General features: G+C 33.0%; 25 protein-coding genes and 1 tRNA gene. 8 read left to right on the forward strand and 18 right to left on the reverse strand.

What is annotated here, in order from left to right:
• Positions 1-10: 10 nt before the first annotated feature.
• The 4 genes from OH806_RS01605 to aceB form a co-directional block, all read right to left on the reverse strand.
• Positions 11-457 (reverse strand): 6-pyruvoyl trahydropterin synthase family protein, encoded by a 447-nt coding sequence (locus OH806_RS01605; RefSeq protein ID WP_264741942.1) that lies wholly within the window; start codon positions 455-457, stop codon positions 11-13.
• Between the two features lie 58 nt (positions 458-515).
• A complete protein-coding gene (locus OH806_RS01610; RefSeq protein WP_264741943.1) occupies positions 516-899 on the reverse strand; it encodes an acyl-CoA thioesterase in 384 nt (127 codons plus the stop codon).
• A 96-nt stretch (positions 900-995) separates the two neighbouring features.
• Positions 996-2,276, reverse strand: a complete 1,281-nt coding sequence (gene aceA, locus OH806_RS01615; RefSeq protein WP_264741944.1) for an isocitrate lyase — start codon at positions 2,274-2,276, stop codon at positions 996-998.
• A 31-nt stretch (positions 2,277-2,307) separates the two neighbouring features.
• The gene (gene aceB / locus OH806_RS01620; RefSeq protein ID WP_264741945.1) at positions 2,308-3,882 is read right to left on the reverse strand and encodes a malate synthase A; all 1,575 of its coding nucleotides are present in this window, start codon (positions 3,880-3,882) and stop codon (positions 2,308-2,310) included.
• Between the two features lie 126 nt (positions 3,883-4,008).
• On the opposite strand from aceB, the gene OH806_RS01625 reads away from it, so the two are divergent.
• The 3 genes from OH806_RS01625 (at position 4,009) to OH806_RS01635 (ending at position 6,949) form a co-directional block, all read left to right on the forward strand.
• The gene (locus tag OH806_RS01625; protein ID WP_264741946.1) at positions 4,009-5,484 is read left to right on the forward strand and encodes a helix-turn-helix domain-containing protein; all 1,476 of its coding nucleotides are present in this window, start codon (positions 4,009-4,011) and stop codon (positions 5,482-5,484) included.
• A 65-nt stretch (positions 5,485-5,549) separates the two neighbouring features.
• The gene (locus tag OH806_RS01630) at positions 5,550-6,203 is read left to right on the forward strand and encodes a ComF family protein (protein WP_264741947.1); all 654 of its coding nucleotides are present in this window, start codon (positions 5,550-5,552) and stop codon (positions 6,201-6,203) included.
• A 59-nt stretch (positions 6,204-6,262) separates the two neighbouring features.
• The gene (locus OH806_RS01635) at positions 6,263-6,949 is read left to right on the forward strand and encodes an alpha/beta fold hydrolase (protein WP_264741948.1); all 687 of its coding nucleotides are present in this window, start codon (positions 6,263-6,265) and stop codon (positions 6,947-6,949) included.
• Here OH806_RS01635 and upp read toward each other — a convergent pair whose 3' ends face one another.
• Positions 6,950-7,603, reverse strand: coding sequence for a uracil phosphoribosyltransferase (upp, locus tag OH806_RS01640; RefSeq protein WP_264741949.1), 654 nt, complete (start codon positions 7,601-7,603; stop codon positions 6,950-6,952).
• A gap of 83 nt (positions 7,604-7,686) precedes the next feature.
• The gene (gene der, locus OH806_RS01645) at positions 7,687-8,997 is read right to left on the reverse strand and encodes a ribosome biogenesis GTPase Der (RefSeq protein WP_264741950.1); all 1,311 of its coding nucleotides are present in this window, start codon (positions 8,995-8,997) and stop codon (positions 7,687-7,689) included.
• A gap of 227 nt (positions 8,998-9,224) precedes the next feature.
• On the opposite strand from der, the gene OH806_RS01650 reads away from it, so the two are divergent.
• A tRNA-Gln gene (locus tag OH806_RS01650) sits at positions 9,225-9,295 on the forward strand.
• Between the two features lie 167 nt (positions 9,296-9,462).
• Here the strand turns inward: OH806_RS01650 and mqo are convergent.
• Positions 9,463-10,968 (reverse strand): malate dehydrogenase (quinone), encoded by a 1,506-nt coding sequence (gene mqo / locus OH806_RS01655; RefSeq protein WP_264741951.1) that lies wholly within the window; start codon positions 10,966-10,968, stop codon positions 9,463-9,465.
• Positions 10,969-11,235: 267 nt separating this feature from the next.
• The gene (locus tag OH806_RS01660; RefSeq protein ID WP_264741952.1) at positions 11,236-12,276 is read right to left on the reverse strand and encodes an NAD(P)H-dependent glycerol-3-phosphate dehydrogenase; all 1,041 of its coding nucleotides are present in this window, start codon (positions 12,274-12,276) and stop codon (positions 11,236-11,238) included.
• A gap of 222 nt (positions 12,277-12,498) precedes the next feature.
• On the opposite strand from OH806_RS01660, the gene OH806_RS01665 reads away from it, so the two are divergent.
• The gene (locus tag OH806_RS01665; protein ID WP_264741953.1) at positions 12,499-13,521 is read left to right on the forward strand and encodes a M23 family metallopeptidase; all 1,023 of its coding nucleotides are present in this window, start codon (positions 12,499-12,501) and stop codon (positions 13,519-13,521) included.
• A 73-nt stretch (positions 13,522-13,594) separates the two neighbouring features.
• On the opposite strand, the gene OH806_RS01670 is transcribed toward OH806_RS01665, so the two are convergent.
• The 8 genes from OH806_RS01670 to OH806_RS01705 all read right to left on the reverse strand — a co-directional run bounded on the left by OH806_RS01670 (position 13,595) and on the right by OH806_RS01705 (position 20,317).
• Positions 13,595-14,017 (reverse strand): MoaF-related domain-containing protein, encoded by a 423-nt coding sequence (locus tag OH806_RS01670; protein ID WP_264741954.1) that lies wholly within the window; start codon positions 14,015-14,017, stop codon positions 13,595-13,597.
• On the reverse strand, positions 14,002-14,769 hold the full coding sequence (locus tag OH806_RS01675; protein ID WP_264741955.1) for an MBL fold metallo-hydrolase: 768 nt from the start codon (positions 14,767-14,769) through the stop codon (positions 14,002-14,004). The genes OH806_RS01670 and OH806_RS01675 overlap by 16 nt, the downstream gene beginning before the upstream one ends.
• 17 nt (positions 14,770-14,786) lie before the next feature.
• On the reverse strand, positions 14,787-15,437 hold the full coding sequence (locus OH806_RS01680) for an NAD(P)-dependent oxidoreductase (RefSeq protein WP_264741956.1): 651 nt from the start codon (positions 15,435-15,437) through the stop codon (positions 14,787-14,789).
• Between the two features lie 59 nt (positions 15,438-15,496).
• The gene (locus OH806_RS01685) at positions 15,497-15,907 is read right to left on the reverse strand and encodes an Rrf2 family transcriptional regulator (RefSeq protein WP_264741957.1); all 411 of its coding nucleotides are present in this window, start codon (positions 15,905-15,907) and stop codon (positions 15,497-15,499) included.
• A gap of 67 nt (positions 15,908-15,974) precedes the next feature.
• A complete protein-coding gene (locus OH806_RS01690; protein WP_264741958.1) occupies positions 15,975-16,925 on the reverse strand; it encodes a hypothetical protein in 951 nt (316 codons plus the stop codon).
• Positions 16,926-17,036: 111 nt separating this feature from the next.
• Positions 17,037-17,471, reverse strand: a complete 435-nt coding sequence (locus tag OH806_RS01695) for an FKBP-type peptidyl-prolyl cis-trans isomerase (RefSeq protein ID WP_264741959.1) — start codon at positions 17,469-17,471, stop codon at positions 17,037-17,039.
• A gap of 152 nt (positions 17,472-17,623) precedes the next feature.
• Positions 17,624-18,667, reverse strand: coding sequence for a TerC/Alx family metal homeostasis membrane protein (locus OH806_RS01700; RefSeq protein WP_264741960.1), 1,044 nt, complete (start codon positions 18,665-18,667; stop codon positions 17,624-17,626).
• Between the two features lie 123 nt (positions 18,668-18,790).
• Entirely contained in the window at positions 18,791-20,317 is a 1,527-nt protein-coding gene (locus OH806_RS01705) for a SulP family inorganic anion transporter (RefSeq protein ID WP_264741961.1), read from the reverse strand.
• A 577-nt stretch (positions 20,318-20,894) separates the two neighbouring features.
• On the opposite strand from OH806_RS01705, the gene OH806_RS01710 reads away from it, so the two are divergent.
• Together OH806_RS01710 and OH806_RS01715 are read left to right on the forward strand one after the other, a co-directional pair.
• Positions 20,895-21,320 (forward strand): helix-turn-helix domain-containing protein, encoded by a 426-nt coding sequence (locus OH806_RS01710; RefSeq protein ID WP_264741962.1) that lies wholly within the window; start codon positions 20,895-20,897, stop codon positions 21,318-21,320.
• Positions 21,321-21,333: 13 nt separating this feature from the next.
• The gene (locus OH806_RS01715; protein ID WP_264741963.1) at positions 21,334-21,678 is read left to right on the forward strand and encodes a helix-turn-helix domain-containing protein; all 345 of its coding nucleotides are present in this window, start codon (positions 21,334-21,336) and stop codon (positions 21,676-21,678) included.
• A gap of 1,448 nt (positions 21,679-23,126) precedes the next feature.
• Here the strand turns inward: OH806_RS01715 and OH806_RS01720 are convergent.
• Positions 23,127-24,644, reverse strand: coding sequence for a TROVE domain-containing protein (locus OH806_RS01720; protein ID WP_264741964.1), 1,518 nt, complete (start codon positions 24,642-24,644; stop codon positions 23,127-23,129).
• A 207-nt stretch (positions 24,645-24,851) separates the two neighbouring features.
• Here OH806_RS01720 and OH806_RS01725 point away from each other — a divergent pair, with 207 nt between their 5' ends.
• Positions 24,852-25,298 (forward strand): VOC family protein, encoded by a 447-nt coding sequence (locus tag OH806_RS01725; RefSeq protein ID WP_264741965.1) that lies wholly within the window; start codon positions 24,852-24,854, stop codon positions 25,296-25,298.
• 287 nt (positions 25,299-25,585) lie between these two features.
• On the opposite strand, the gene OH806_RS01730 is transcribed toward OH806_RS01725, so the two are convergent.
• Positions 25,586-26,683: a slipin family protein gene (locus tag OH806_RS01730; RefSeq protein WP_264741966.1), complete on the reverse strand. Its 1,098-nt coding sequence runs from the start codon at positions 26,681-26,683 to the stop codon at positions 25,586-25,588.
• Between the last annotated feature and the right edge of the window lie 295 nt (positions 26,684-26,978).

Here is a 26,978-nt window from a genome sequence, read left to right on the forward strand (position 1 = left end):
GAATTTTTGATTACTGATTATCTTCTGCAAACCACTCTCCGTAAGAGTTTTCTGTTTCATGAAGCTTTAGATAAGCCAAAGAAACTCCTTCAGGAAGTCTTGACTTTATTTTTGCAGCGATGGCGTACAACATATTTTCGCAGGTTGGCTGAAAAGTACAATAAATCACTTTATGCCCTTGCTCTTCCAGTCCTTCTCCCAATTCTTTGTGAGGAGAAAGTGCATTAATAAGAACTGCATGATCCCAAACATCCACAATTTCAGATTTTACGATACTTTTAATATCTCCAAAATCTACCACCATCCCATTTTTAGGATTCCCCAAATCATTTACAGGCTTTCCTTTCACTGTTACAAACAGCTTATAAGAATGTCCGTGCATATTTTTACATTTTCCGTCATAATTGTACAGAACATGAGCCGTTTCGAATGTAAAAATTTTTGTAATACGTATCATGGTGCAAAGATATGACAAAAGAGGTTAACAAAGAAAAGCTCAACGCAGACTAATATCTTTAAAGTTTATCGAGCCAATCTTGTTCAAGCCGTTTAACCCGTCCCGTTTCTTTATCCACAAAAACCCAAAGTGTAGAAGAATCTACCATTAATTGACCTTTACAGTAAAATTCAACTTTTCTAGGCTGTCGAATTCCTTCAGGAGGTTTAGGATAGGTTTTAATTTGAATAATATCTCCTAAATAAATCTGTTTTTTGTATTGAATATGATGATCCAAAAGCATCCAAATATCATTAGGAAAATCAGTTTTATGTTTTACAAAATCCCAATGTTCCGCTGCTATTTCTTCCACCCAATGTACATACTGAACATTATTCACATGATTATTGGCATCAATATGTTCTTTGGTGACCTGCAATTGTTTTTCAAAAATCAAACTCATTCTCCGAAAATTTATTCAAAATTAGATATAAAAAAGTAAAACCTTCCCAAAGATGAGAAGGTTCTGACAATTGAATTTATTTAAAAATGGAACTTTTTAATGAAATTGTGCCGTTTCTGTAGAATCTTTCATCGCAACTGTTGCTGAAGAACCATTAGTAACAATATTCTGAATCTCATCAAAATATCCTGTTCCAACAAAAGATTGATGTTTTACAGCTCTGAAACCTTGCTTTTGAAGCGCAAACTCTCTTTCTTGCAATTCAGAATAACCAGCCATTCCTTTTTCTTTATAAGCTAAAGCCAATTCAAACATTGCTGTATTTAACGCATGGAATCCTGCCAAAGTGATAAACTGGAATTTATATCCCATTTTCGCCAACTCTTCTCTGAAGTTAAGCATTTCCTCAACACTTAATTTAGCAGCCCAGTTGAAAGAAGGAGAACAATTATAAGCCAACATTTTATCAGGGAACTTCGCATGAATACCTTCTGCAAACCTTCTTGCCTGTTCCAAATCAGGATTTGAAGTTTCCATCCAAATTAAATCTGCATAAGGAGCATAGGACAAACCTCTGTCAATACCTTGTTCTACTCCATTCTTCACTACATAAAACCCTTCTGAAGTTCTTTCACCCGTAACAAATTTTTTATCCCTGTCATCAATATCCGAAGTTAACAAATCCGCTGCATCAGCATCTGTTCTAGCAACAATTACACTCGGAACCCCCAAAACATCTGCTGCCAAACGAGCTGAAATCAATTTATTAATAGCTTCCTGAGTCGGAACTAAAACTTTTCCGCCCAAATGTCCACATTTTTTCGCAGACGACAACTGATCTTCAAAATGCACACCTGCAGCTCCAGCTTCAATCATCTGTTTCATCAATTCGAATGCATTTAAGTTCCCTCCAAAACCCGCTTCTGCATCAGCAACAATAGGAACCAAGTATTCTTTATCTCCTCCTCCGTTCACAGATTGAATCTGATCGGCTCTCAACAGTGCATTATTAATTTTCTTCACTACAGAGGGCACTGAGTTCGCAGGATATAAAGACTGATCAGGGTACATTTCACCAGACAAATTTGCATCTGCTGCAACCTGCCAACCTGAAAGATAAATTGCTTCCAAACCTGCATCAACTTCCTGTACAGCCTGATTTCCTGTTAAAGCACCAAGACCGGCTACAAAATCCTGATTATTGAGTTTATACCACAGTTTTTTGGACATCTCCGTCGCAATGGTGTAATCTAATCGGTAAGAACCACGAAGTTTTAAAACATCTTCTGCTGTATAAGGTCTTTCAACTCCTTTCCAACGAGGATTTTCCAACCAATCTTTTTCTATTTCCTGAATTTGTTCTTGTCTTGTTTTCATGACATTTGGATTTATTGTTAATTAATAGGGTTTAAATAAAAGGGTATGCTTTTAATGTTAAAAATTCTTCAAATTTTTCGCAGAAAACTAGTTGGTTGAAAAGCTCTTTCGCCAGATTGAATCTTCCGTTTTTAAATCGCTCTGCTCCGACATATTTTTCAATACGTGCCATTTCTTCAACCTCCCACTGAAGTACCATTTCTCGGGTTAAAGTTCTGTCATCACTTAAGACAGCATCATTTTTGAGCCATTGCCAAATTTGAGTTCTTGAAATTTCAGCAGTTGCTGCATCTTCCATAAGATTATAAATCGCTGCCGCACCTACTCCCATTAACCAGCTTTCTATATAAAGAATGCCGACATTGATATTTTTTCTAACTCCGCTTTCTGTGATTTCACCTTTAGGAATTTCTAATAAGTCTTTTTCAGTAATCTTATAATCAAACTTTTTATCAATCTGATTTTGAGAGGGCATGTATTTATCGAATATATCTTTCGCCACAGAAACCAACGCAGGATGCGCCACCCAAGTTCCGTCGTGACCGTTTTTCACTTCACGTTCTTTATCTGCTCTTACTTTTCCGAAAGCAATACTATTGGCTTCATAATCATCTTTAATCGGTATTTGAGCTGCCATTCCTCCAATCGCATGAACATTTCTTTTATGACAAACTTCAATCACTCTTTTAGAATAAGCACTCATAAAAGGTGAAGTCATGGTAACCTGATCTCTATCCGGAACAATAAATTCAGGAAGATTTCTAAACTTTTTAATGAAAGAGAAAATATAATCCCATCTTCCACAATTCAAACCTGAACTATGTTCTTTTAATTCAAATAAAATTTCGTCAATTTGAAAGGGTGTCGTAATAGTTTCAACTAAAACTGTCGCTTTGATTGTTCCTTGTGGAATTCCCAGATAATTTTGAGCAAAAACAAAAACTTCGTTCCACCAACGAGCCTCTTCATAATGCTCCAACTTTGGAAGATAAAAATAAGGTCCACTTCCGTTTTCTAATAATCGTTTTGCGTTTCTAAAGAAGTAAATCCCAAAATCTATCAATGAACCAGAAGCCTGTTCACCATTAATTTCTATATGCTTTTCATTCAGATGCAAACCTCTCGGACGAACTAAAAGAACTGCTGTATTTTCATTCAGGTTGTAGGTTTTTCCTTGGTCATTTGTAAAATTAATTCTTCTATTAATTGCATCTGAGAGGTTGATTTGTCCTTCGATACAATTCTTCCAGGTTGGAGAATTGCTATCTTCAAAATCTGCCATAAAAGTTGAAGCACCAGAATTCAGAGCATTAATAATCATTTTCCGGTCAACAGGACCTGTAATTTCGACTCTTCTGTCCAACAAATCCTGCGGAAGCGACGCACAAACCCAATCACCATTTCTTATTTCTTCCGTTTCAGACAAAAAATGAGGGAGATTACCTTTATCAAGTTCTTCCTGTGTTCGTTTTCTTTTTTCTAAAAGTTCTAATCTTTTTTGATTAAAATTCTGATGAAGTTCAATTAAAAAATCTACTAATTCATTAGTAAACACTTTTTCGAATTGCTGTTCAGCATTTATTTTTAATTGAGTTGGGGTTTCCATAACACATTGATTTTGTAATTCAACCTTACAAACTTAAATAAAAATTTTCACAAATAGCGAACGTTCGCTAAATTAATTTAAAAAAATATTATGCGAAAAATCGCTTTTATATATTATATTTGATTTATGAATTCTGAAAGTGACTTTATTAAAACGGTTTTTGGACTAAAACTAAAACAACTGAGACAAAAGAAAAATTGGTCTTTACAAGACCTTGCCGTAAAGACCAGTTTATCAAAATCTTACCTTAATGAGATAGAAAATGGCAAAAAATATCCGAAACACGACAAAATAATACAACTTTCGGAGGCACTGAACTGCACTTTTGATGATTTGGTTTCTACAAAATTAGACAAAAGCCTAGCTCCGTTCAATGAAATTCTACAATCTGATTTTTTCAAAGAAGTCCCTTTGGATCTTTTCGGAATCAACAAAAACAATTTGATAAGCATCATTAGTGATGCTCCAAAAAAAGTAACTGCATTCATTAATGCTTTGATTGAAATTTCTCAAAACTATAATTTAGGAAAGGAGAGATTTTATTTCGCCGTACTACGCTCATTTCAAGAATTATACGATAATTATTTTCCTGATATAGAAGAAAAAGTTTTGATTTTTGCAGAAGAAAATGAACTCAAAACAGGTAAAAACTTAGAAACCGATTCGTTGGAGAAAATTCTAAACGAAAATTTCGGTTATACCATTCAATCAGAAGATTTTGAACGTTACGACACATTGGATAACCTCAGGTCATTATTTGTTCCTGAGAAAAAATTGTTGCTTTTAAACAAAAAACTAGAAAAAGACCAGAGAACTTTTATTTTAGCAAAAGAGGTCGGATTTAATGTTTTAGGACTAAAAAACCGCCCCAACACATTCTCATGGCTGGATTTTGGAAGTTTTGAAGAAATTTTGAATAATTTTTATGCCTCCTACTTTGCAGGAGCTTTGCTAATTTCAAAAAGAAAAACAATTGAAAAAACATCAGAATTTTTCCTTCAAAACAGCTGGGAACCTAAAAATTTCGAAAACTTAATCAATCAATTCACCAATTCTCCGGAAACATTTTATTACCGATTAACCAATATCCTTTCTTCAGAATTAGGAATTAAAGATTTATTTTATTTGTGCTTAGTTAAAAAGAACAATTCCAATAAAATACAGATTTTAAAAGAGTTGCACTTAAACCATCAACAAGCTCCACACGCCAATGCAACTAACGAACATTATTGTAGAAGGTGGATTGCGGTGAAAAATTTAGATCATTTGGTAGAGAATGAAACATTAACAGCAGCCCAAATTTCTCATTACAAAGACCAAGGAGTAAGTTATCTGGTAATTTCCACATCACAAAAAAACCCTTTTTCTGATGGGAGCAACAGAAGCTATTGTTTAGGTATTTTATTAACTCCTCAAACGATAAAGAAAATCAATTTCATAAAATCTCCGACTTTGCAAACGATTAATGTTGGTGTCACCTGTGAATCTTGCAGTATAGCAGATTGTGAAGTAAGACAAGCTCCACCAATTCGATTAGAAAAAGAATATTTTAACTCGAGTATGAAAAATGCAGTAGAAAGGTTGAGAAAAGATATTTTATAATTTTTAAAATTCTACTCTTTAATTTTCAATCAAAATATCTACTTTCGTTGTAAGCACCAACACAAATGATTTTAGATATTTTATTTCCAAATCGTTGCATGAACTGCAACCAAATTATTGACGGTAACTTACTTGTTTGTAATATTTGTTTTGAGCAAATTAATTTCACTCATTTTGAGTATTCTCAGGATAATTATATAAAAGAAAAATGCAAACTATTGTTCCCTATTGAAAACACATTTGCATTGATGCAGTTTGAGAAAGAAAGTTTAAGCAGGAAAATCATCCATGAATTAAAATACAAGAACCGCGAAATAATAGGGAAAATATTAGCAGAATGGACAATAGAACGACTGGATTTCAAAAATGAAAAGCCAGACTTATTAGTAACTGTTCCACTTCATCCTAAAAAATTAAAAGAAAGAGGTTATAATCAGCTTCATTTATTCACTGAAACATTATCTAAATTTTACAACATCCCGTTTGAGCATGATTTAATTAAGAGAAATCATTATTCAAAAGCTCAAGCTTTAAAAGACAAACAACATCGCCTGAAAACTGAAAATACTTTTTCTACCACAAGGAATATTGAAGGAAAACACATGTTATTGATTGATGATGTTTTCACCACAGGAAATACAATTTCGTCTGTTGCGTGGGAAATTTTGAAATCCGGAAACAATAAAGTGAGCGTTTTGGTAATGGCAATAGATGCATAAAATTTTAAAAATCAAAAAACTCTCAATCTTTTTATTAATTTTGAACCGAACTAATTACTATGAAAAATCTTATCTTATTACACGGTGCTTTAGGTCACAGCGACAACTTCAATCCTTTTCAAAACGAACTTTCAAAACATTTTGCTATTCATAGTCCTTTATTTTCAGGACACGGAAATACAGAACTTCCAAAAAACGGAATTACTATTGAAAAGTACACTCAAGAATTGAAAGAATTCATTGAAAAAGAAAATCTTGAAAATATTCATATTTTCGGGCACAGCATGGGCGGATATGTTGCACTTTGCTACGCCAATCAGTATCCTTCAACTGTAAATTCTATCATTACCTTAGGAACAAAATTCGATTGGACAGAAGAACAGGCTTTGAAAGAAAGTAAAATGCTTAATCCTGACATTATTTCTGAAAAAGTTCCTAAATATGCAGAGTCATTAGAAAGCCAACACGGCTCAAAATGGAAGCAATTATTACCTGCAATTGCTGAAATGATGATTTCTTTAGGTAAAAATCCTCCTTTGAAAGACAATCTATCTTCAATAGAAATCCCGGTTCAAATTATGGTTGGAGACAAAGACAATATGGTAACTTTGGAGGAAAGCATTAATGCCTATAAAAATCTTCCAAATGCAAAATTGGCCGTACTCCCCGACACAAAGCATCCTATGGATAAAGTACGACCCAATTTATTATTTGATTTAATGAAAGATTTCTGGAATCTTTCTTAATTATCTTTGAAGTTTTTCTCCGTAGCTTAAATCTCCTGCATCTCCCAACCCCGGCGTGATGTAGCCTTTTGATGTTAAGTTTTCATCTATTGCTCCTACCCAGATTTTAGCATCAGGATAGGCTTTTTCAATAGTTTCTACCCCTTGTCTTGATGCAATAGCAGCAACAATATGAAGCTGGGTTGGTTTTCCGTTCGTCAACAAATCTTTTATAGCTTCAATTAAAGATGCTCCTGTTGCCAACATCGGGTCAGCTACGATTAATGGTCTTCCTTCGATATTCGGGCAAGTTAAATAATCTTGTTTAATAGAAAAATAATCGTTGGCATCATGCTTTCTATAAGCAGCCACAAATCCACAGTCAGCTCTGTCAAAATAATTCAGAACCCCTTCAAACAAAGGAACTCCAGCTCTCAAAATAGTAGTAATTACAGGCTGAACAGCGATTTCCTTAACTTTAATTGTATCTAAAGGAGTCTGAATTTCAATTTCTTTATATTCCAACCCTTTGCTTATTTCGAACGCTGCAATTTCACCGATTCTTTCCATATTTCTGCGGAATCTCATTCGGTCATGTTGAATTTCAACGTTTCTAAGCTCGTTAATCCAAGAATTTACTAAAGAAAATTGTTCTGATAATACTACTGTATTCATTATTTTGAAAGGCTTTTATCTAAAATTATACAATTTATTTAAGAATAAAATCCCTCTTAGAAAACTCTAAAAGGGATGATATTTTATTTTTGTCTGAAATATACTTCGATAGGAACTCCGGTAAAACCGAATTCTTTTCTCAGCTGATTTTCAGTAAATCTTTTATATGGTTCTTTTACATATTGTGGCAAATTGCAGAAGAATACAAATTGCGGTGAAGGCGTCGGAAGCTGCACACAATATTTAATTTTAATATATTTTCCTTTATTTGCAGGTGGTGGCGTTCCTTCAAAAATAGGAAGCATCACCTCGTTTAGTTTTGAAGTCTTGATTTTCTTTTTGCGGTCTTCATACACCTGCATTGCTACTTCAACAGCTTTTAAAATCCTTTGCTTCGTTAAAGCAGAAATAAACAAAATTGGAATATCCTGGAATTGCCCGATTTTATCCTTAATAGATTTTTCAAAATCACGCATTGTATTGGTTTGTTTGTCCTCAATCAAATCCCATTTATTCACCAGAATAACAATTCCTTTCCTGTTTTTCTGAGCCAACCCGAATATGTTCATATCCTGAGATTCCCAACCCTGTGTAGCATCTACCATGATAATTACCACATCAGAAAACTCAATAGAACGGATAGAACGCATTACAGAATAGAACTCTAAATCTTCATTAACTTTAGATTTCTTTCTCATTCCAGCAGTATCTACCAATACAAACTCGTGCCCGAATTTATTATAAAGTGTCTGAATACTGTCTCTTGTTGTTCCGGCAATATCGGTAACAATATTTCGTTCAACATCCAACAAAGCATTCGTTAAAGTAGATTTCCCTACGTTGGGACGACCTGCAATTGTAATTTTAGGCAATCCTTCAAATGGATCTTTATATTCTGTTGTCGGAAAATCTCTAACGATATCATCTAGCAAATCTCCCGTTCCTGAACCTGTAGCAGAAGATAAAGTATAATATTTCTCGATTCCTAATTGATAAAATTCCGTTGCAGGAAGTTCTTCTTTTGCAGAATCTACCTTATTAATAACAATATAAATAGGTTTGTTTGATCTTCTTAAAAGTCTGTATATTTCGTGATCAGTATCTGTAAGACCTTCTTCTACATTCATCATAAAAATGATAGAAGTAGCCTCATCTACAGCCAATTGAACCTGTTTACGAATTTCTTCTTCAAAGATATCGTCTGTACCTACATCATAACCACCTGTATCAATTACAGTGAAATCGACACCGTTCCAGTCAGATTTTCCATAATGACGGTCTCTTGTAACCCCTGCAGTAGAGTCAACAATAGCTTCTCTTCTTTCCAGTAAACGATTAAAAAGTGTGGATTTTCCTACGTTGGGACGCCCAACGATAGCGACAATATTCGACATAAAAATGTTTAATAATTAAGATTATTAATGGGTTTCTCCAACTTTTGGAGCCCAATTTTTTTTGCAAAGATATGATTTTATTATTTAGTGATAAAAATTAGACTTTAAGTAACTTAATGTTAAAATAAATATTTGTATATCAAACAATAATAGTCATAACAAACACTTTTCTTCATTTAACATTTTTATTTTTAAAATAATTTCTATAATTTCGCAGTCAGAAACAAAGACCCATGGTGTAGCGGTAACACTACTGATTTTGGTTCAGTCATCTGGGGTTCGAATCCCTGTGGGTCTACAATACAAACAAAGCAATCACTGAATATCAGTAGATTGCTTTTTTCTTTTCAGGAAATTTAATTTTATATTTTCTTATCTTTAGCCAATACTCATTTTTAATATCATGAAAAAAACTTCATCAAAAAATGATGAAGCAAATACTATTTTAATAAAAGTTTTATTTAATTAATAATCCAATTCCAGTTTTTCTTTTGTGTAATTTCTTAATTTTTCAGTAAGCTCAGGATTATTTGCCAGTTTTTGTCCGTAAGAGGGAACTATTTCTAACAACTTTTCTCTCCATTCTCCTTGAATTTTTTCCGGAAAGCATTTTTCAAGAACGTTTAACATTGCATGGACTGCAGTAGAAGCACCAGGTGAAGCACCCAATAAAGACGCAATAGTTCCAGCTTTATTTACAACTACTTCAGTTCCAAATTCAAGCTTTCCCCCAAATTTATCATCTTTTTTAATGACTTGTACTCTTTGTCCGGCAACTTTAAGTTCCCAATCTTCTTCTTTGGCATCTTTTATAAACTCTCTCAAATGTTGCATTCTTTGAGCTTTGCTCATCGCAACCTGTTGAATTAAATATTTCGTTAAAGGAAGATTATGCCACCAAGCTCCAAATAAAGACCTCAAATTTTTAGTATTTACACTTTCAGGCAAATCAAGATAGCTTCCTTCTTTCAAAAATTTAGTTGAAAAACCTGCGAAAGGGCCAAAAAGAAGCGCTTTTTTGCCATCAATAATTCGCAAATCTAAATGCGGAACAGACATTGGTGGTGCATCTACCGTCGCTTGAGTATATACTTTTGCCTTATGCTTTTCTACCAGTTCCTGATTATGACTTACCAACCACTGACCAGAAACCGGAAAACCTCCATATCCTTCACTTTCTTTGATATCTGAACTATCCAGAAGCGGAAGTGCGTAACCACCTGCTCCAATGAAGACAAAGTCCGCAACAACTTCCTGTTTATGATTATTTATCCTGTCTTTGACCTCCATTTCCCATCTTCCATCTTCTCTTGGATCAATATCTTTTACTTCATGATATAAGAATACTTCAACATTAGAATCTTCAAGCAAATGCCTTCCCATTTTTCTTGTCAGACTTCCAAAATTCACATCTGTTCCCAAATCCATTTTGGTTGCTGCCATCACTTCAGACTTATTTCTCTTGCTCATTACCAAAGGAATCCACTCTTTTAGTTTTTCATGATCGGTTGAGAACTCCATTCCTTTGAATAAGATAGACTCTGACATTTTTTCATAACGTCTTCTCAAAAACTCAGCATCTTTTTCACCAAATACCAAGCTCATGTGAGCACAAGAGTTTATGAAATCTTTAGGCCCCTCAACATAACCTTTTGATATAAGATAAGCCCAAAACTGCTTTGAAACTTCAAACTGTTCAGCAATATTTTCAGCTTTTGAGATATCGATAGTTCCATCAGCTTTTTCAGGAGTATAATTAAGTTCACAAAAAGCGGAATGACCAGTTCCCGCATTATTCCAAGCAGCTGTACTTTCTTTAGCAAACCTTCCCAATCTTTCAAAAATAGCAATCTCAAGATTAGGCTCAAACTCATGAAGCAAAGTTGCTAAAGTTGCACTCATTATTCCTCCGCCAATCAATACAACATCGTATTTTGGCTTTGGCTTTCTGCTAGTAAGCGAATGTGGCATAATTCTAATTTTTCTTCAAATTTCGGGAAAAGTTTTAAAAACAAACCCAATTTCATGATTTTTAACATGTAAAATTAAGCCTATTAAAAAAGAATAATAATTGAACTAATAAATACGATGGAAAATATAAATCAGTATTTATTGAAAAGACTAATTTAATTTTGAAGAATTACTAAAAAAAAACATTTCGACCCAAAGCAAATATTAATAATCCTGAACGGAAATTAAAAATGTAATTTACTTAAAGTCGAAATGCAGAAATATAATTTAGCTAAGTTTTGCAGTAAGCTTTTTAAACTGTTTCTCAGCATTTTTTCCTTCATACAAAATACTGTAAATAGTATCAACGATAGGAAGTTTCAAGCCTTTTTGTTTTGAAGTTTTATATATAGAATCAGCCGCATAATACCCTTCTGCAACCATATTCATAGATTGAATTGCTGACTTCACAGTATAGCCTTTACCGATAAGATTTCCTAAACTTCTGTTTCTTGAAAATAATGAATACGCTGTAACCAACAAATCTCCTAAATAAGCACTTTCATTAACATCTCTCGGTGCTTCATAAATTGCTTCCAGGAAAGTCTCCATCTCTCGAATTGCATTTGAAACAAAAACAGCAATAAAGTTATCTCCATAACCCAAACCACTTGCTATTCCCGCTCCAATTGCAAAAATATTCTTAAGAATCGCACTATACTCGTTTCCTAAAATATCTTTACTTGGATTTACTTTAATAAAATCCGAATTAAAGACACTTACCAGTTTATCCGAAACCTCATCTTCCACCGTAGCAATGGTAAGATAAGAAAGTCTTTCCATCGCAACTTCTTCTGCATGACAAGGACCCGCAATTACAGCCTGATTTCTGAATCCGATTTTGAATTCGTCCCTTAAATAATGTGCAACCACATCATTCACCTTAGGAATAATCCCCTTGATTGCAGAAACAAAAATTTTATCCTTATAATCGCAAGTCATTTTTTCCAACGCATCGGACAAATAAATAGAAGGCGTTGCCAAAACTACCACTTCACATTCTGAAACCAACTCATTGATATCAGTTGTCAGTTTTAAGTTTTTTAAATTGAAATTAACCGCTGTAAGATAAGTCGGATTATGCCCACGAAGCTCAATCGCTCCTTTTACAAATTCATTTCTTACACACCAGTGTACTGTTTTGCAATTTTCTACAAGCATTTTTACAATTGCTGTTGCAAAACTTCCACTTCCTACCACTCCTACGGAAACGTCTTTTTTAGTTTTTTTAAGACCTGAAGATTCCGAAATTGTTTTCTTTTTCGCCATAATTGAAATGTGAACTGCAAATATATTAAATCGTATCCTTAACAGCACTTTTCAGGATATAATAAAATTCATTTTTATACAAAATTAACGGTTCAACACAATTAAATACATAAATCACCGTTAATTACAGATAAAAATAAAAGTATGTTAAGAATAACATCCAAATATTATTTTTAATTAAATTGCAACCTTAAAACCGTTTTTAATCTAAGAGCTAGAAAAATGAAGAAATTTCTAAGTAGCAAGAAGAACGTAAACTTCCTTATTGGTGGACTTTTACTAGTAATTTTTGCACAAGGTATTTTTATTGCCAAATTATTTTCTGAAAAAGATGACAAAACTTACGAAGTAAATCTCGTAAAGATAAATACACAAAAAGACAGTGTAGATTACATGAAAATGAAAACAGATTTGAGCCTTGTCGACCAATCTGTAGCCGAATTAAACTCATTTTTAAAATCAAAAAATATTCCGAGTGAAAAATTAATGGTGCTAAACAAGGATAGTATTTCAAACTCGGTTTATCTAGCTAAACAAGCCAACAGATACAGTCAATATCTGATAGATTTACAGAAAAAATTACTTCAAGTTCCTTTAGGAATGCCTACAGACGGATATATTTCATCAAACTTTGGAGTTAGAAAAAACCCGATTCCTTTTAAAACAAATTACGCTTCTGTAAAATCGACCACAAAAACAGATTCTAAACCTGTAGCAACAGTAGCAGTAACTCCTGAAGTAAAAGCAGAACCTGTTGAAAAAATAATTGAATTAACCGACAGTTACGGAAATAAGAGAGAGGTAAAAATAATGGTAACTCCCAAAACTACAACTTCTGCTCCCACTCCCACAACTACGACCTCAACCAAAGCCATTGCAAACACAGCAACTCCGAAAGTTGAGAAAAACAATCCACCTGCTGAAGCAGACCAAATGCAGTTTCATAAAGGATTGGATATTGCTGTTGCGTATGGTTCTAATGTGATTGCTACCGCTGCAGGAAAAGTAATCTTCTCAGGACAAAAAGGTGGTTATGGGAATTGCGTAATTATTTCTCATGGAAACGGTTTAGCAACACTTTATGCCCATTTGTCCCAACTTGTTGCAAAAGTAAACGACAACGTAAAAGTAGGTCAGGTAATTGCTAAATCAGGCAATTCAGGGCGTTCTACAGGCCCTCACCTTCATTATGAAGTACACAAAAATAACACTCCTGTAAATCCTAAATTATTTATGAATTTATAAAAATTAATCTTAATAAATCAGTTTCGGCGGCACCTTTGGTGCCGCCGAAACTATTTTCAACTCCTTAATATTTTTATTTCAAAATTGTCAATTTACCTTTCAAATGAATGAAAGAACCATCTTTAGATGCAATGTTCGTATAAACAGTTTTTTGATTATAATCCTGAATGTGAGTTACATTACTTCCTTGCTTAGGTTCATGCCAATAAACCATGAAAACATTTTTTGCAACTTCTACCGCTGTGTATTGAACCGTATCTGAAGAACCTTTTAATGAACCTTCTGTTCCTATAAAAGACATCGTTTTGTTATCTTTAAAATCAAGAACAAATTTCATTTCACCAAAGTCAACCTCTACTTTTCTTCCGATTGCAGGATAAGGAGATTTCAAATCCCAATTCATTTCTCCCAAGAAAACTTTTACACCCATTGTCAGCTCATCCTTTCCATGCAAATCCGGATATTTTTTTACCATGAAATTTACAATAGCATCCAAAGTTTTATTTTCCGTAACTGCTTTTTTATAATTTTCAAGATAGTTTTTATATAATCAAGTGAATTTGGTGAAAGATTCAGCTTTGCATAATGAGAAGGAACAACTTGTTTAGGATTAAGTGCTTTCATCGCATCAATTTGCCCAATCCATTTATCAATCGCTTCAACATTTTGTGTATCTGCCATCCAAAGATGAGAATCCAAAGAGATGGAAATTCCTCCAACTATGGTTTTAATGGAAGGAATCCAAAGAAAACTGTGAGCCGGATCTTCCTGATTTTGTCTGATTTCAACTGTATTACCTTCCAAATCAGGAATTGAGTTTACCGCTTCCGGAACTATGATTTCTGAAGGAGCATCTGTTTTCAATTGCGGTTTCCAGACAGCTAATTTAGCATCTTTAGAAGCAGAAATAAGATAAGCTGTTTGAGCAGTAGAAATAAATTTAACATTGGGAAAAGCCTTTTTAATAACATCTAAACCAAAATAAAAATCAGGATCACTATGAGAAACAAAAACGGTTTTCAGATTTTTACCCGTTGCTTTTATCTCTTTTACAAGTTCTTCAGCATATTGTTTCTGAAACTGTGCATCAATCAATATTGCATCTCTGTCTCCATACACAATTGTTGATGTGATAGGAAAAATTGCTTTAGTTCCGGGGTTATAAACTTTAATTTTTAAGTTTCCGGCAAACACATAACTTATTAATCCCAATATCAGAATTAATGAAAATAATTTCTTTTTAACCATTTTGAACAATTTTCAAATTAATATGCAGCTGTAAAACGTTCACGAATGTGATTATTTTGCTCTAGCTCATCCACCAAAGCCACTGCAACGTCTTCTACAGAAATTACACTTCTTCCATTTTCGTCAAACACAGGGTTTTCTAAAGCTGTTCTGTATTTTCCGACTCTTACCCCTGCAGTACCTTGATGCATTTCTATAGCAGGGCTGAAAAAAGTCCAATCTAATGTACTATTCTCTTTAATTTTGTTTAAATAATCTCTTGCTGCTTCAGCCCCAGCTTTATAAGCTTCAGGAAAATCAGGGCTATCAACCAATTGTTTTCCATCAATGTAAAGACTTCCTGCTCCTCCCACTACAATTAATCTCTTTACTCCTGAATTTTCAACAGCTTTTTCGATGTTTACAGAACCATTAAGGAAATCATTATACAAGTTTGGATTCGTCCAACCCGCATTAAAAGTACTTATAACCGCATCATTTCCTTTCAAAGCATTTACTAAATCATCCACATTGTTTACATCAACACTTTTTGCTGATACTTTTTCATTTTGCTGTACTTTTGAAGCATCTCTCACAATTGCCTCAACTTCATACCCTCTGTTTGCTAATTCGTTTACTACTTGTTTTCCCACAAATCCAGTGGCTCCAATTACGGCTACTTTTTTCATAATAATATATTTTAAATTAAACTGTAATAAAATTTGTTACATTTATAGTTAAAAAAATTTTAGCTGAATTGTTCGCTAAATTCTTTCAATGTCTTATTTCCTAAAAAATCAACGACCAACTTATCGGTTTCTATAAACAAACCATTCAAATGTTCATTAATTTCTTTCCCTACATTACAGGCTGGATTAGGATTTTGATTTTTCTTGCCTAAAACCTCAGTATTCTTAACCGCAGAATATATTTCAGAAATCGTGATAGAATCGGCATTTCTAGAAAGCTGACTTCCTCCCTCTTTTCCTTGTCTGCTAATAATTAAACCCGCTTCTCTCAATACACTTATTTCTTTACGAACGACTACAGGATTTACATTAATACTTCCAGCCATCCACTCGGAAGTAAGCCAGTCTTGCGGACTTTTAGCCAACAACGTCATAATATGTATTGCCGTAGCAAATCTCGTATTGTTCATTATATTACTGATACAAATATACAACAATTTTTAAATGTAACAAATTTCATTACAGTTAATTTATTATTTACAAAATTAATTTATCTAAATCCAACAGTAAATAATTGATAGTCTGATTAATAGTTCGTGTAGCAGACTGCATTTGGTTCAACATTGCAGCTCTATTATGTAAATCATCCGCTCTATAATATCCTCCATCACTAAATATAACCGATTTATCAGCAGTTTCTTTATCGTTATCAAACTGATAGTGTAACCACCTTTCCTTTATATTCCCAATAATGGAAAGATTTTCTTTAATGGAAAACTTTTTCTCAGTATACATATACCAGATAAAAGGGGGAAAATTTGGAGATTCCAGTTTTTCTTTCCAAACATCTCTCAACAGATTTCTTTGATGTATAAACTCAACTTTTTTACCTTTTGGATTGAGGGTTGCTAAACCAAAACCAGCTCCCAAAACACCACCTCCAATGTCAATGGCATTACTCCACCCATTATCTTTTACAATTCCTCCTGCAATTGAAGCTGCAGCTCCCGTTACGATTGAATATAAAATCAGTTTGTTATTTCTGGATTCATTCAAATTGTCAACATAATTTCCAATTTGAGCTACTCTTTCTCCTTCACAATCAAATTCTGCGGCTACTGCATCCAATTCCGTCAGAGCAATAGTAATTTTACTGTTAATTTTTGTTTTAAGCTGTAAAACTTTAACCTGCGATTCCAAAGATGATTCTTTTTTCAGCTCAATGATTTTATGAACCTCATCAAGATTATCAAGAGCGTTAAGAATTAAAATACTCTGGTCAGAAAACATTCCTTTCAGTTCTTTATTTGCTGCAATAATAGAATCTGAATTATATGACGGAATTTTATTGGTATAATTATATTTAAAAGGTGCTTTACAATAACTATCGCGAAGTGTAAGAATATTCTGCTTTATAACAAGATTCTTCTTTGATACACAAGAAGTTAATGAAACAATAATAACAAAAAAGTAAAATAGCTTTTTCATTGAATCTTATTTAAACAAAAGAATTTTAATTTAAACCAAAGGCTAAGATAAATAAATAAAAAAAGTTTACCCGAATTCGGACAAACTTTTTAAGCTATTTTTAAGGAAATCTTATTTAATATCTAATAATTCAACTTCAAAAACAAGAGTAGAATTTGGCCCTATTTCTTTGCTGATTTGTTGTTCCCCATATGCCAAATGCGGAGGAATAATTAATCTCCATTTGCTTCCTACAGGCATTAACTGAAGAGCCTCAGTCCAACCTGCAATTACCCTATTCAAAGGGAAAGATGCCGGAGTACCTCTTTTCACAGAACTATCAAAAACTTTACCTGAAATTGTTGTTCCGTGATAATGGCATTTTACAGTAGATTTCGGACCTGGTTTTTCACCGTCTCCTTCTGTAATGATTTCATATTGCAATCCGCTTGGTAATTGTACAACACTTTCTCTTTTGCCATACTCTTCCATATAAGCTTTACCTTCATTAAGATTTTTTTCAGCAAGCTCTTTTTTACGTTTAAATAACATATCTGCTACTCCCATTGTTAAATTTTTTACAAAGATAGGATTTTGAAAACTGAACTTTATAATCAGTTCAAAAAGTTTAAATAGATTGATTAACTAATAAAAATAATTTCAATAAACTCCCAAACCACAAATAAAAAATGCCTTACAAATTGTAAAGCATTTATATTTTAATTTTTCTCTTCTAATTTCTCTTTCATCTTCTTATCCGGAAATAATAAAGATACCAAAACCGAGATTACAAGTACACCTCCTACAATCCCCAAAGAAATAGGGGACGGAATATGAATCCAAGGCGCAATCAACATTTTAACTCCAATAAAAGATAAAATTATTGCCAGACCATATGATAATTTGCTGAACATATAAATAAAATTGGCCAATAAGAAATACAATGACCTCAGTCCTAAAATTGCAAAAATATTGGATGTATAAAGGATAAAAGGGTCATTTGAAATGGCGAAAATGGCAGGAATAGAATCAACCGCAAACAATACATCTGTAAACTCAATCACAGCTACTACGACCAAAAGCGGAGTCGCCATTTTAATACCATTCTGTATCGTAAAAAACTTATCTCCATCGTAATTATTAGAAACCTTCCAGAATTTTTTTACAAGTTTTGCTCCAGGTGTGTCATTAAAATCCTCATCGTCATCACCATCTCCTTCTCCCCAAGACTTAATCCCCGCATAAAGAAGAAATAAACCAAACAGAGTCATTACAACATTGATCTTAACTTCATGTCCGAAAATTGTCATTTCCGGAAGATAAGTTAGGTTAATAATTCCAATTCCCGCAAAAATAAATATAGCTCTGAATATCAATGCACCTATAATTCCCCAGAATAAGACTTTGTGATGAAGATGTTTTGGCACCTTAAAGAAACCAAACACAAGGATAAATACAAATAAATTATCTACGGAAAGAGCTTTCTCAATCCAATATGCAGCCTGATATTGTGTAAATTTTTCAACGGCTAACGCATGACTTTCCGGTGCACCATCTGTATTGAAAACCCAATATACCACCCCAGAAAATATCATAGACAGCGAGATCCAAACTATCGACCAGACTGTAGCTTCTTTAGAAGAAACCTCATGACTTTTTTTATTAAAAACTCCTAAATCTAGCAATAACATAATGATAACAGTTATTGCAAATCCCAACACCAACCCCGGATGAAGGTCTAAAATACCTTGATGTTTATCCACCGCAATCTTTAACTTAAATTGTTATAAATGAAATAGCTCCAAAGATAATATTAAAAAATATGTCCACCTATTTTAATCTGCTTTTTGAAACTTTTTTAACAGAATATTGAAAATAAATCACTTTTACCTTTCAGGCATTACTTTATAGGTAGGATCTTCATCCATATTTATTTCAATAACAGCTTCTGCATTTTTTAGCATTTTTATACAATCTTCACTCAAATGACATAAATGCAATTTTTTATTTTGATCAGTATATCTTTTAGACAATTTATTTAAAGTATCAATTGCACTCATATCTACAATTCTACTTTCTTTAAAATCAATCATTACTTCTTCCGGGTCATTTATAGGATCAAATTTTTCGTTAAATGTCGTTACTGAACCGAAAAATAATGGCCCAAAAATCTCATAATGTTTTACCCCATTTCCATCAAGATACTTTCTCGCACGAATTCTTATGGCACTATCCCAAGCAAAAACCAACGCCGAAATAATAACTCCAACTAATACCGCTAAAGCAAGATTGTGAAGAACAATGGTAATTAAAGCGACTGTAATACCCACAAAAATGTCAGATTTGGGCATTTTATTAACAATTCTGATAGAAACCCACTGAAAAGTACTTATCGCCACCATCATCATCACTCCAACCAATGCTGCCATCGGAATTTTTTCAATAAATGGAGCTCCTATCAAAATGATAATCAAAATTGTAATAGATGCAATAATCCCTGAAAGTCTTGCTCTGGAACCAGCATTAATATTAACCAGAGTTTGGGCAACCATTGCACAACCTCCCATTCCGCCAAAGAAACCGTTTGTAATATTTGCCAAACCTTGTGCTACAGATTCTTTATTGGCACTTCCTTTAGAATTTGTAATTTCATCAACCATAGACAGAGTTAAAAGAGATTCTATTAAACCAACTCCAGCCATTATCAAAGCGTAAGGAAAAATGATTTGTAATGCTTCTAAAGAAAAAGGAATCTCAGGAATATGAAAACTTGGAAGGCTCCCACTTACGCTTGCTATATCCGCAACTGTCTTGGTATTAATTCCAAATCCTAAAACGACTCCAAAAACAATTACAATTGCAACCAAAGAAGAAGGAACAACTTTTGTAATTTTTGGGAAAAAATATACTATCGCAATTGTCAAAGCCGTTAACCCCAACATTACATATAAAGATGTTCCCTGTAACCAACCTACGATTCCGTTTGTATCTGTAATTTTAAATTGTTCAACCTGTGACATAAAAATAATCACAGCCAAACCATTTAGAAATCCATACATAACGGGTTGTGGAATTAATCTTACAAATTTCCCGAGTTTGAAAAAACCAACCAACATCTGAAAAATCCCTGCCAAAACAACAGTTGCAAAGAGATATTCTATTCCATGAGTTTTTATTAAAGCTATTAAAACAACAATTGTAGCACCAGCTCCTCCGGAAACCATTCCCGGACGGCCTCCAAAAATAGCAGTTACTAACCCCATCATAAAAGCGGCATATAATCCTGTAAGAGGAGAGAGCCCTGCCAAAATCGCAAAAGAAAGAGACTCCGGAATCATTGTCATCGCGACAGTAAACCCTGCAAGTAATTCGTTTTTATAATTTACTTTCTGAGTAAAATCGAACAATTTCATATACTAAACTAAACCGCAAAGGTATTGACTTTAGACTAATTTTTATAGCACAAATTTTTAACTCAAAATGAAACTTTATATTATTTAATACAATATATATATTTATTGTATTTTTTTTATCTATAATTAAATTTCAAAGATAATTTTCAATAAATCATTCGTTAAATTGTCATTATTTTTTTATATTTGAAAAAGTAAAAAAATGATTATTTCCACTATAAGTGATAAAAAATCAACAATTTTTTTTTATATATACAGAGAATACATGAAAAAGCTTTAATAGGTAAAATATTGTTCAGACTTATGGGGAAAAGTTTGGAAATATGAGTTTTTACAAAATAAAAATGAAAGATTTACCGTTTACAACACATGAATGTTTGTGATATAAGGGAATTTCTTAAGATACGAACATCATATCTTATCATTCAAAATATTCTGAATAAATAAATCATAGTTCTAAATTCTATTGTTTAATAGCAACAAACAATTTTCCTTATCTGACTAACTTCTAAATACCTATTTTTCTTTGGATGTTTGGTTTAGTTAATTGTTTAATTATTAAGATTATTTGAATAAAATGCTGTACAAAGAGATACACATCGGAAAATTCATTAAGGAGAGTGTTGATGAAAAAGAGATTACAATGGAGAGAATCTGCAATTTTTTAAACAAAGATGAAGAATTCATTGAAAAAATGTACAATAGCAAATCTATAGACACAGATACGCTTTTGAGATGGTCTAAACTTTTGGAATATGATTTTTTTAGACTTTACAGTTCGCATTTGATTTTGTATTCACCCCCTTCTGCTACTAATAAAAACACTCAAAAATCGGAAAAAATCCCTTACTTCAGAAAAAATATTTACACTCAGGAAATCAAAGAGTTTATTATGAAAAGAATTATTTCCGGGGAAATGACCCAAAGTGAAGTTATCAAGGAGTACTCTATCCCAAAAAGTACACTTCACAGATGGTTACAAAAAAGAAATGATGTAGAATAAAAAGATGAGTAGCATGAGACCTAATTATAACAAAATTTATCAGGATATGTTAAGGCTTGAGCATCCCGATAAATTAAAAGATCCCAAAATACTAAAGATGCTTAAAAAACTTGATACCACGGAAGAAGTATTAAAGTTTAATGACAAAATCTTTAAGCGTTCTAAAGAGAGTGAGAGAAACAATCAAAAGCTAAAAACTTATGATAAAAAAACGATGCTCAAACTTTTGGAGTATCAGCAAAAACACGGCTTCTCAACAAGCTATATGTCTAAAAAATATAAAATAAGCAGAACGACAATAGCTAAATGGAAGAAAACTTTTGAGGACGAATTTGAGAAAATAGCAAATAATAAGTAATCCAATAAAAAATAGAACCGATAATTTTTATTGGTTCTATTTTTTTAAAGGTAATAAGCAAGAAAAGAATTGAATGGCGGGGCACGTCTTGCCGGAGTCGAACCGGATAATCTTGTCGGAGTTACCAACTTCATTATTCCTCCCCTATTTGTGGACGAAGTATCTTTTCTCTACGACACTTTTATTTATCAAGAAAACAAGGCAATAAACAAATAGCGCAATGTCGTGCTCTAACCATCTGAGCTACTCTTCCTGTTTTTTGGTGGAAGAGACGGGATTCGAACCCGTGACCCCGTCGTAATGAGCGAAGTAACACTATTCTACGGCACCTGTTTATATTTTACAAATTAAAAAAAGAGGCAAAAGACGGGAAAACCTTTTATATAAATCATTTTCAGATTTATTTTGGAGTCGAACCAACATCATAAGATTAACCGAAGTAAGTTTTCTCTAACGGCACTCTTTTATTTTTAAATCAAGGTAATAATTGTAGAATCTTCCGTGCATTTGCTCTACCCGCTGAGCTACTTCTCCTTTTCGAGGGAAAAGGCAGGACTCGAACCTGCGACCCAATGTTTACTCAATCTCGAAGTATGATTCTAAGACGACACTTGATTATATATTTTCAAAATCGAGCAATAAAAGAAAGAGTCTTTATTTTCAATTGGAAGTCGAAGTAACTCTTTTCAACGGCATCGATTGTTTTAAGTAAGGTAGGAATTCAAACAGAACTTGTATACGGTACGCTACCAATTACGCCATCTGTATGTGCTCCAGAACAGGATTCGAACCTGTATAACCGCTCCTAACGAAGTAACTCTGTTTTACGACACTTACTTTATATTAAATAGTTATTATTTTTTATTAAGGCAAAATTACTACCTTAGTGCGCATTATATTTACGCAGTTGAATTTATTTTTAAAACCAAGTAACAATTTTAAGAGTTTTGAATGTTATTCAAATTTTAAGTTTGACGATGAAACTCTTACATAACGACATTGGTTTATTTAAACCGAGCAATATAGTGAAAAGACTCATATTCAATTAAAAGTCGAAGGATTTCTTTTCTACGGCATCGGTTGTTTATGTTTTGTTCGTTTTGCCTTGAAGCAAAAGAACCAAAATTCAAGACTTGGAAACTCCGGCTAAAAATAACCTATACTCTCTAAAAATTCTAAAACTTGTGCGAATTTAATATTTACTCTTCATTTCTCTATTTATGTCGCGCTTCGAACAATAGAATTTTCTTAACGTTCGTATAGCTTATTTTCTTAACGCCTACATTTCCTAGGTCAGTTTATTTCATCTGGGTCTTTCCTAGCTTACCTAATTTTAAATTTAGTTCTTGTTTTCTTTTTTCCAATTTTTAGGTTGAATAAAAACAAAAGCGGGAAATAGCTTCTAAAAAATTAATGGTTATTAGTTTTATTTTTAAAAGCAGTGCCTTTTACAGCACTACTTTTTTAATCATTTCTACTGCTGATTTTCGATCTTCCAAAGCGTTCAGTACATCGAAAATTTTGTCTGACCAACCTGCAATAAGATATACATCATTTTTTCTGACATCCAACGGTTGTTTTCCGTAACCTGCCAAATCAAAAATATACAATTTTGCATTCGGATTGATTTTTTTATACTGATTCCATGAATTTTCAAAGGAATTACCTCCTCTGTTGCTATCCCAAAGCTGAGTATCAGTGAACAACATTACTTTATCCACGATTTCTTTTCTTTTAATCAAATCTTCAATTACCAGATAACCGTTCGTAGAATAACCAACCTCACCTTCTCTTTTATAGAAAGCATCTACATTTCTCAGTATACCATTTTTAGGCATCGGAACTCTCTTCCAACGGTCACCAAACATACCCGTGATAACATTTTTGCACTGTGACTGCAAAATCATCGACATCAACAAACCTATATCATACAACAGAACTTTAGATTTTGGAGACACTGATTTTTGCATAGAACCCGATACGTCTGCTGCAATCACAACCGAAGTATCAAAGCCAAAACCTTTGATGTTTTTTGCACTCATCATCACTGCATCTTCCAAGGCTTCCAAAATTGATGACAGATATTTTGAATCAATATTTTTCAGTTCTCTATACGCCGCCAAAAATCTGAAAGGCAATTGTTTTGAATTTTTCACTGCTTTTTCATCCGACAGATAATTACATACTTTATAAATCGCATCGGAGGAAACATTAGCCTCCAAGATATTTCTCAGGTTTCGCAAGGTTGCCATATAACCTAGTTTATTACTGAAAATCAGTTCTTCCCATTTGTTTTTAAATGCTGATTTTCTGTCTGCATCATTAGCAAATTTTTGCTGACCCAAAACCGAAAGTTCAACTTCCCAAGTGTATGGAGTTTCCAACGTATCGTTTACAATTTTGTTGAAAATTGTTTGTTGATTATCATCTTTTGCTTTCGGGTGAACCAAAAACAATGCATCTTTCAATGTTACATCTGCTTTTCTGTTGTATTTTGCGAATTGATATTCATCAAATTTATTGAAAGATTTCACCAAACCTTTTTGGATTTGCTTTGAAAGTTTATTCAGTTTTTTAACCTCTGTTCTTTGGTTAGCCAATTGGTAATACGCTAATAACTCGGTGATTTCATCTGCTCTTTGAACAACTCCGTCAACAGTTCTGCTTACCAAATCTGTACCCGAAACCTGCTTTGCCAATTCAGTCGTCAACACCAACGGAATAGAGCGCAAATGCATATCTTTTCTTGCATACACCGCCAATTTCGCAACAAATTCTGGGTCGTTTTTCAAAATCAGAGACTGAATTCTCGCCAATCTGTCATTTCCTTTTTCATAAGTAGTATTTGATAATCCTGTTGTAACAACAGCACTGTATAATTCTTCCGCAGGTGTCATTGTATATGCTTTCGCACCTTCGTAGTTCACCACTACTTTATTCTCTTTTCTAAAAAAATTAAATTTCATAATTACTGTTTTTTTGTTAAACATTATCGGAGAATTGTCATCTTCTCTCTGATTTCTGATGCAAAGTAAAAACATAATTACGCAATCATTTTGCGTAATTAAAAATTTTATAAAATTTTTCTATTATTTGTTTCGAATAAAGAAATTAACGGTTCTCAATTTTTGGAAATTCGTTTTTTAGCTTTGTTTATATCAAAAGAATAAGCTATGATTAAAGGATTATATGAAACGCATATTCAGGTAAGCAATTTGGAAAATGCTGTACAGTTTTATACTGAAGTTTTAGGATTAGAATTAGCTCATAGAGACGAGAATCGACCAATCGCTTTTTTGTGGATTGGAAAAAACAAAGTATCAATGCTTGGACTATGGGAACAAAAAGAAAATTTGCAGACAAGGCATTTTGCTTTTACGGCGGATAAAGAAGATATTTTGAATTACTCTATAGAATTTTTAAAAAATAAAGACTTAAAACCTTACAATTTTTTAAAAGACGGAATTGAAAAGCCAATGGTTTTCGCATGGATGCCCGCTTTAGCAATATATTTTAATGACCCCGACGGAAATCAGCTAGAATTCATTTCTATTTTGGAAGGTGACGGAAAACCAGAGCTAGGTGTCCTTTCTTATGAGGAGTGGCTGGAGAAAAAATAGAAAAAGACAAGTTTAAAATTTAAACTTGTCTTTTTTGTAGCCTTGATGAGACTCGAACTCACATTCCCTACTGGCATTGCGGCTGTAAATACGCTTCCCTACTTTCCCTAAACAATTTCGGTGCATCTGTAAACTCTACCCATTAGTCCGCGCAGGTCTAACCGGAATATCCGCAAACTCTACGGTTAGTAAATTTTACCGTAGGCTTTTCCTTTTAAGCTACAAGGCTGATTACAAGACAGATTTTGAAACTCAAAACCTGCCTTTATAATAATGGATATTATTTCCTATTTTGCAAAAATTTCTTTTAACTGAGAGACAATATTACTGTTTCCGGAAACGGTAATATCTCCAATTTTGTCGGCAATTTTTTCCATATATTCCATTTCTTTCAGCTTCCAAAGAACTTCATTTTCTTCCATCAATTTTGCTGTATTCAGCAAACTTCTGGTAGAAGCTGTTTCTTCACGTCTCATAATGGTATTTGCCTGAGCTTTTTTCTCAGCAATCAAAACCTGATTCATAATTTCCTTCATTTCACCAGTCAAAATAACATCTCTAATTCCTGCATCAGAAACTTTCAGTCCTAAATCATCAGCTTTGTTTCCAAGATTTTCAAGAATTTCTTTTCCTACGTTATCTTTCTTCACCAGCAACTCATCCAAAGTCAATGCTCCGACAAATTCACGCAAAGCCAACTGCATCAGAATATACAATTGCTTGTCATATTCTTTGTTTTCCATCAATGCTTTTTCGATGTTTTCCACCTGAAAACGTACATAAAAGTTGATACGAAGCATCGCCTTATCTTTCGTTAACAATTCCTGACCTGCAATTTCCATTTGTTGCATTCTTGTATCAATAGATTTTACATCAACAGAAATTTCGTTATTCCAGAAGTAATAAGTTCCTGAATCAAGCACCTTTTCCAATTTACCATCAATCAACAGCAAGCCTTTGTACTGATTTGTTATTACGAATTTCCTTATGAAATTTTTCAATTTCATATTTTCAAGAATCGTTTTGGAGATTTTTTCTGTAATCTCAACTTTCGTTAAGTCTATTTTTTGAAATTCTCTGTTCAAAATTCCTTTCCAGAAAGCATATTGTCCTACATTCAAGACCTCTTTGAAAATTCCTTTTTCATACAACAAAACAATCTCCCCATCTTTTACCTCTATCACTTCCAGCATAGAAACCAAGGTTTCATTCTTCAATAAAAGGTCAATATCATTTTCTGAATTGAATTTATTTTTCATCTCATGAATTTCCACTGATTTATTCCCAAAAATCCAATATTTACCTTCTTTCAAAACATCAATTAAGTTTCCGTTTTTGAAAACCAACCCTGTTTCATTAGCCTTAATTTGTACGTTCTTTATCATCTTTTTATATTTTATTCGTTATTAATTTTAATTATTAAAAGGAAAATCCAGAGTCTCTTCTTCCAAAAACAGCGGAAGCAAAGTCTTTCAGAAAAATCTATTTATTTTAGAATAGTATTTTCAAATTGATTTTCGAAAATTCTGATTTCATATATTTCATTCAACGTCTATCATTTGCAAGCAAAAAATATCTGTTATTTGATTTTATATTAAAATTCTAACTTTAGAAAAGTTCATTTAAAAATCATTTATTCTTCAATTCAACTTCATTTTCAGAAAACATCTTTTCTTACAG

It is taken from the genome of Chryseobacterium oryctis, assembly GCF_025971925.1.
In the GTDB taxonomy this organism is placed as follows: domain Bacteria; phylum Bacteroidota; class Bacteroidia; order Flavobacteriales; family Weeksellaceae; genus Chryseobacterium; species Chryseobacterium oryctis.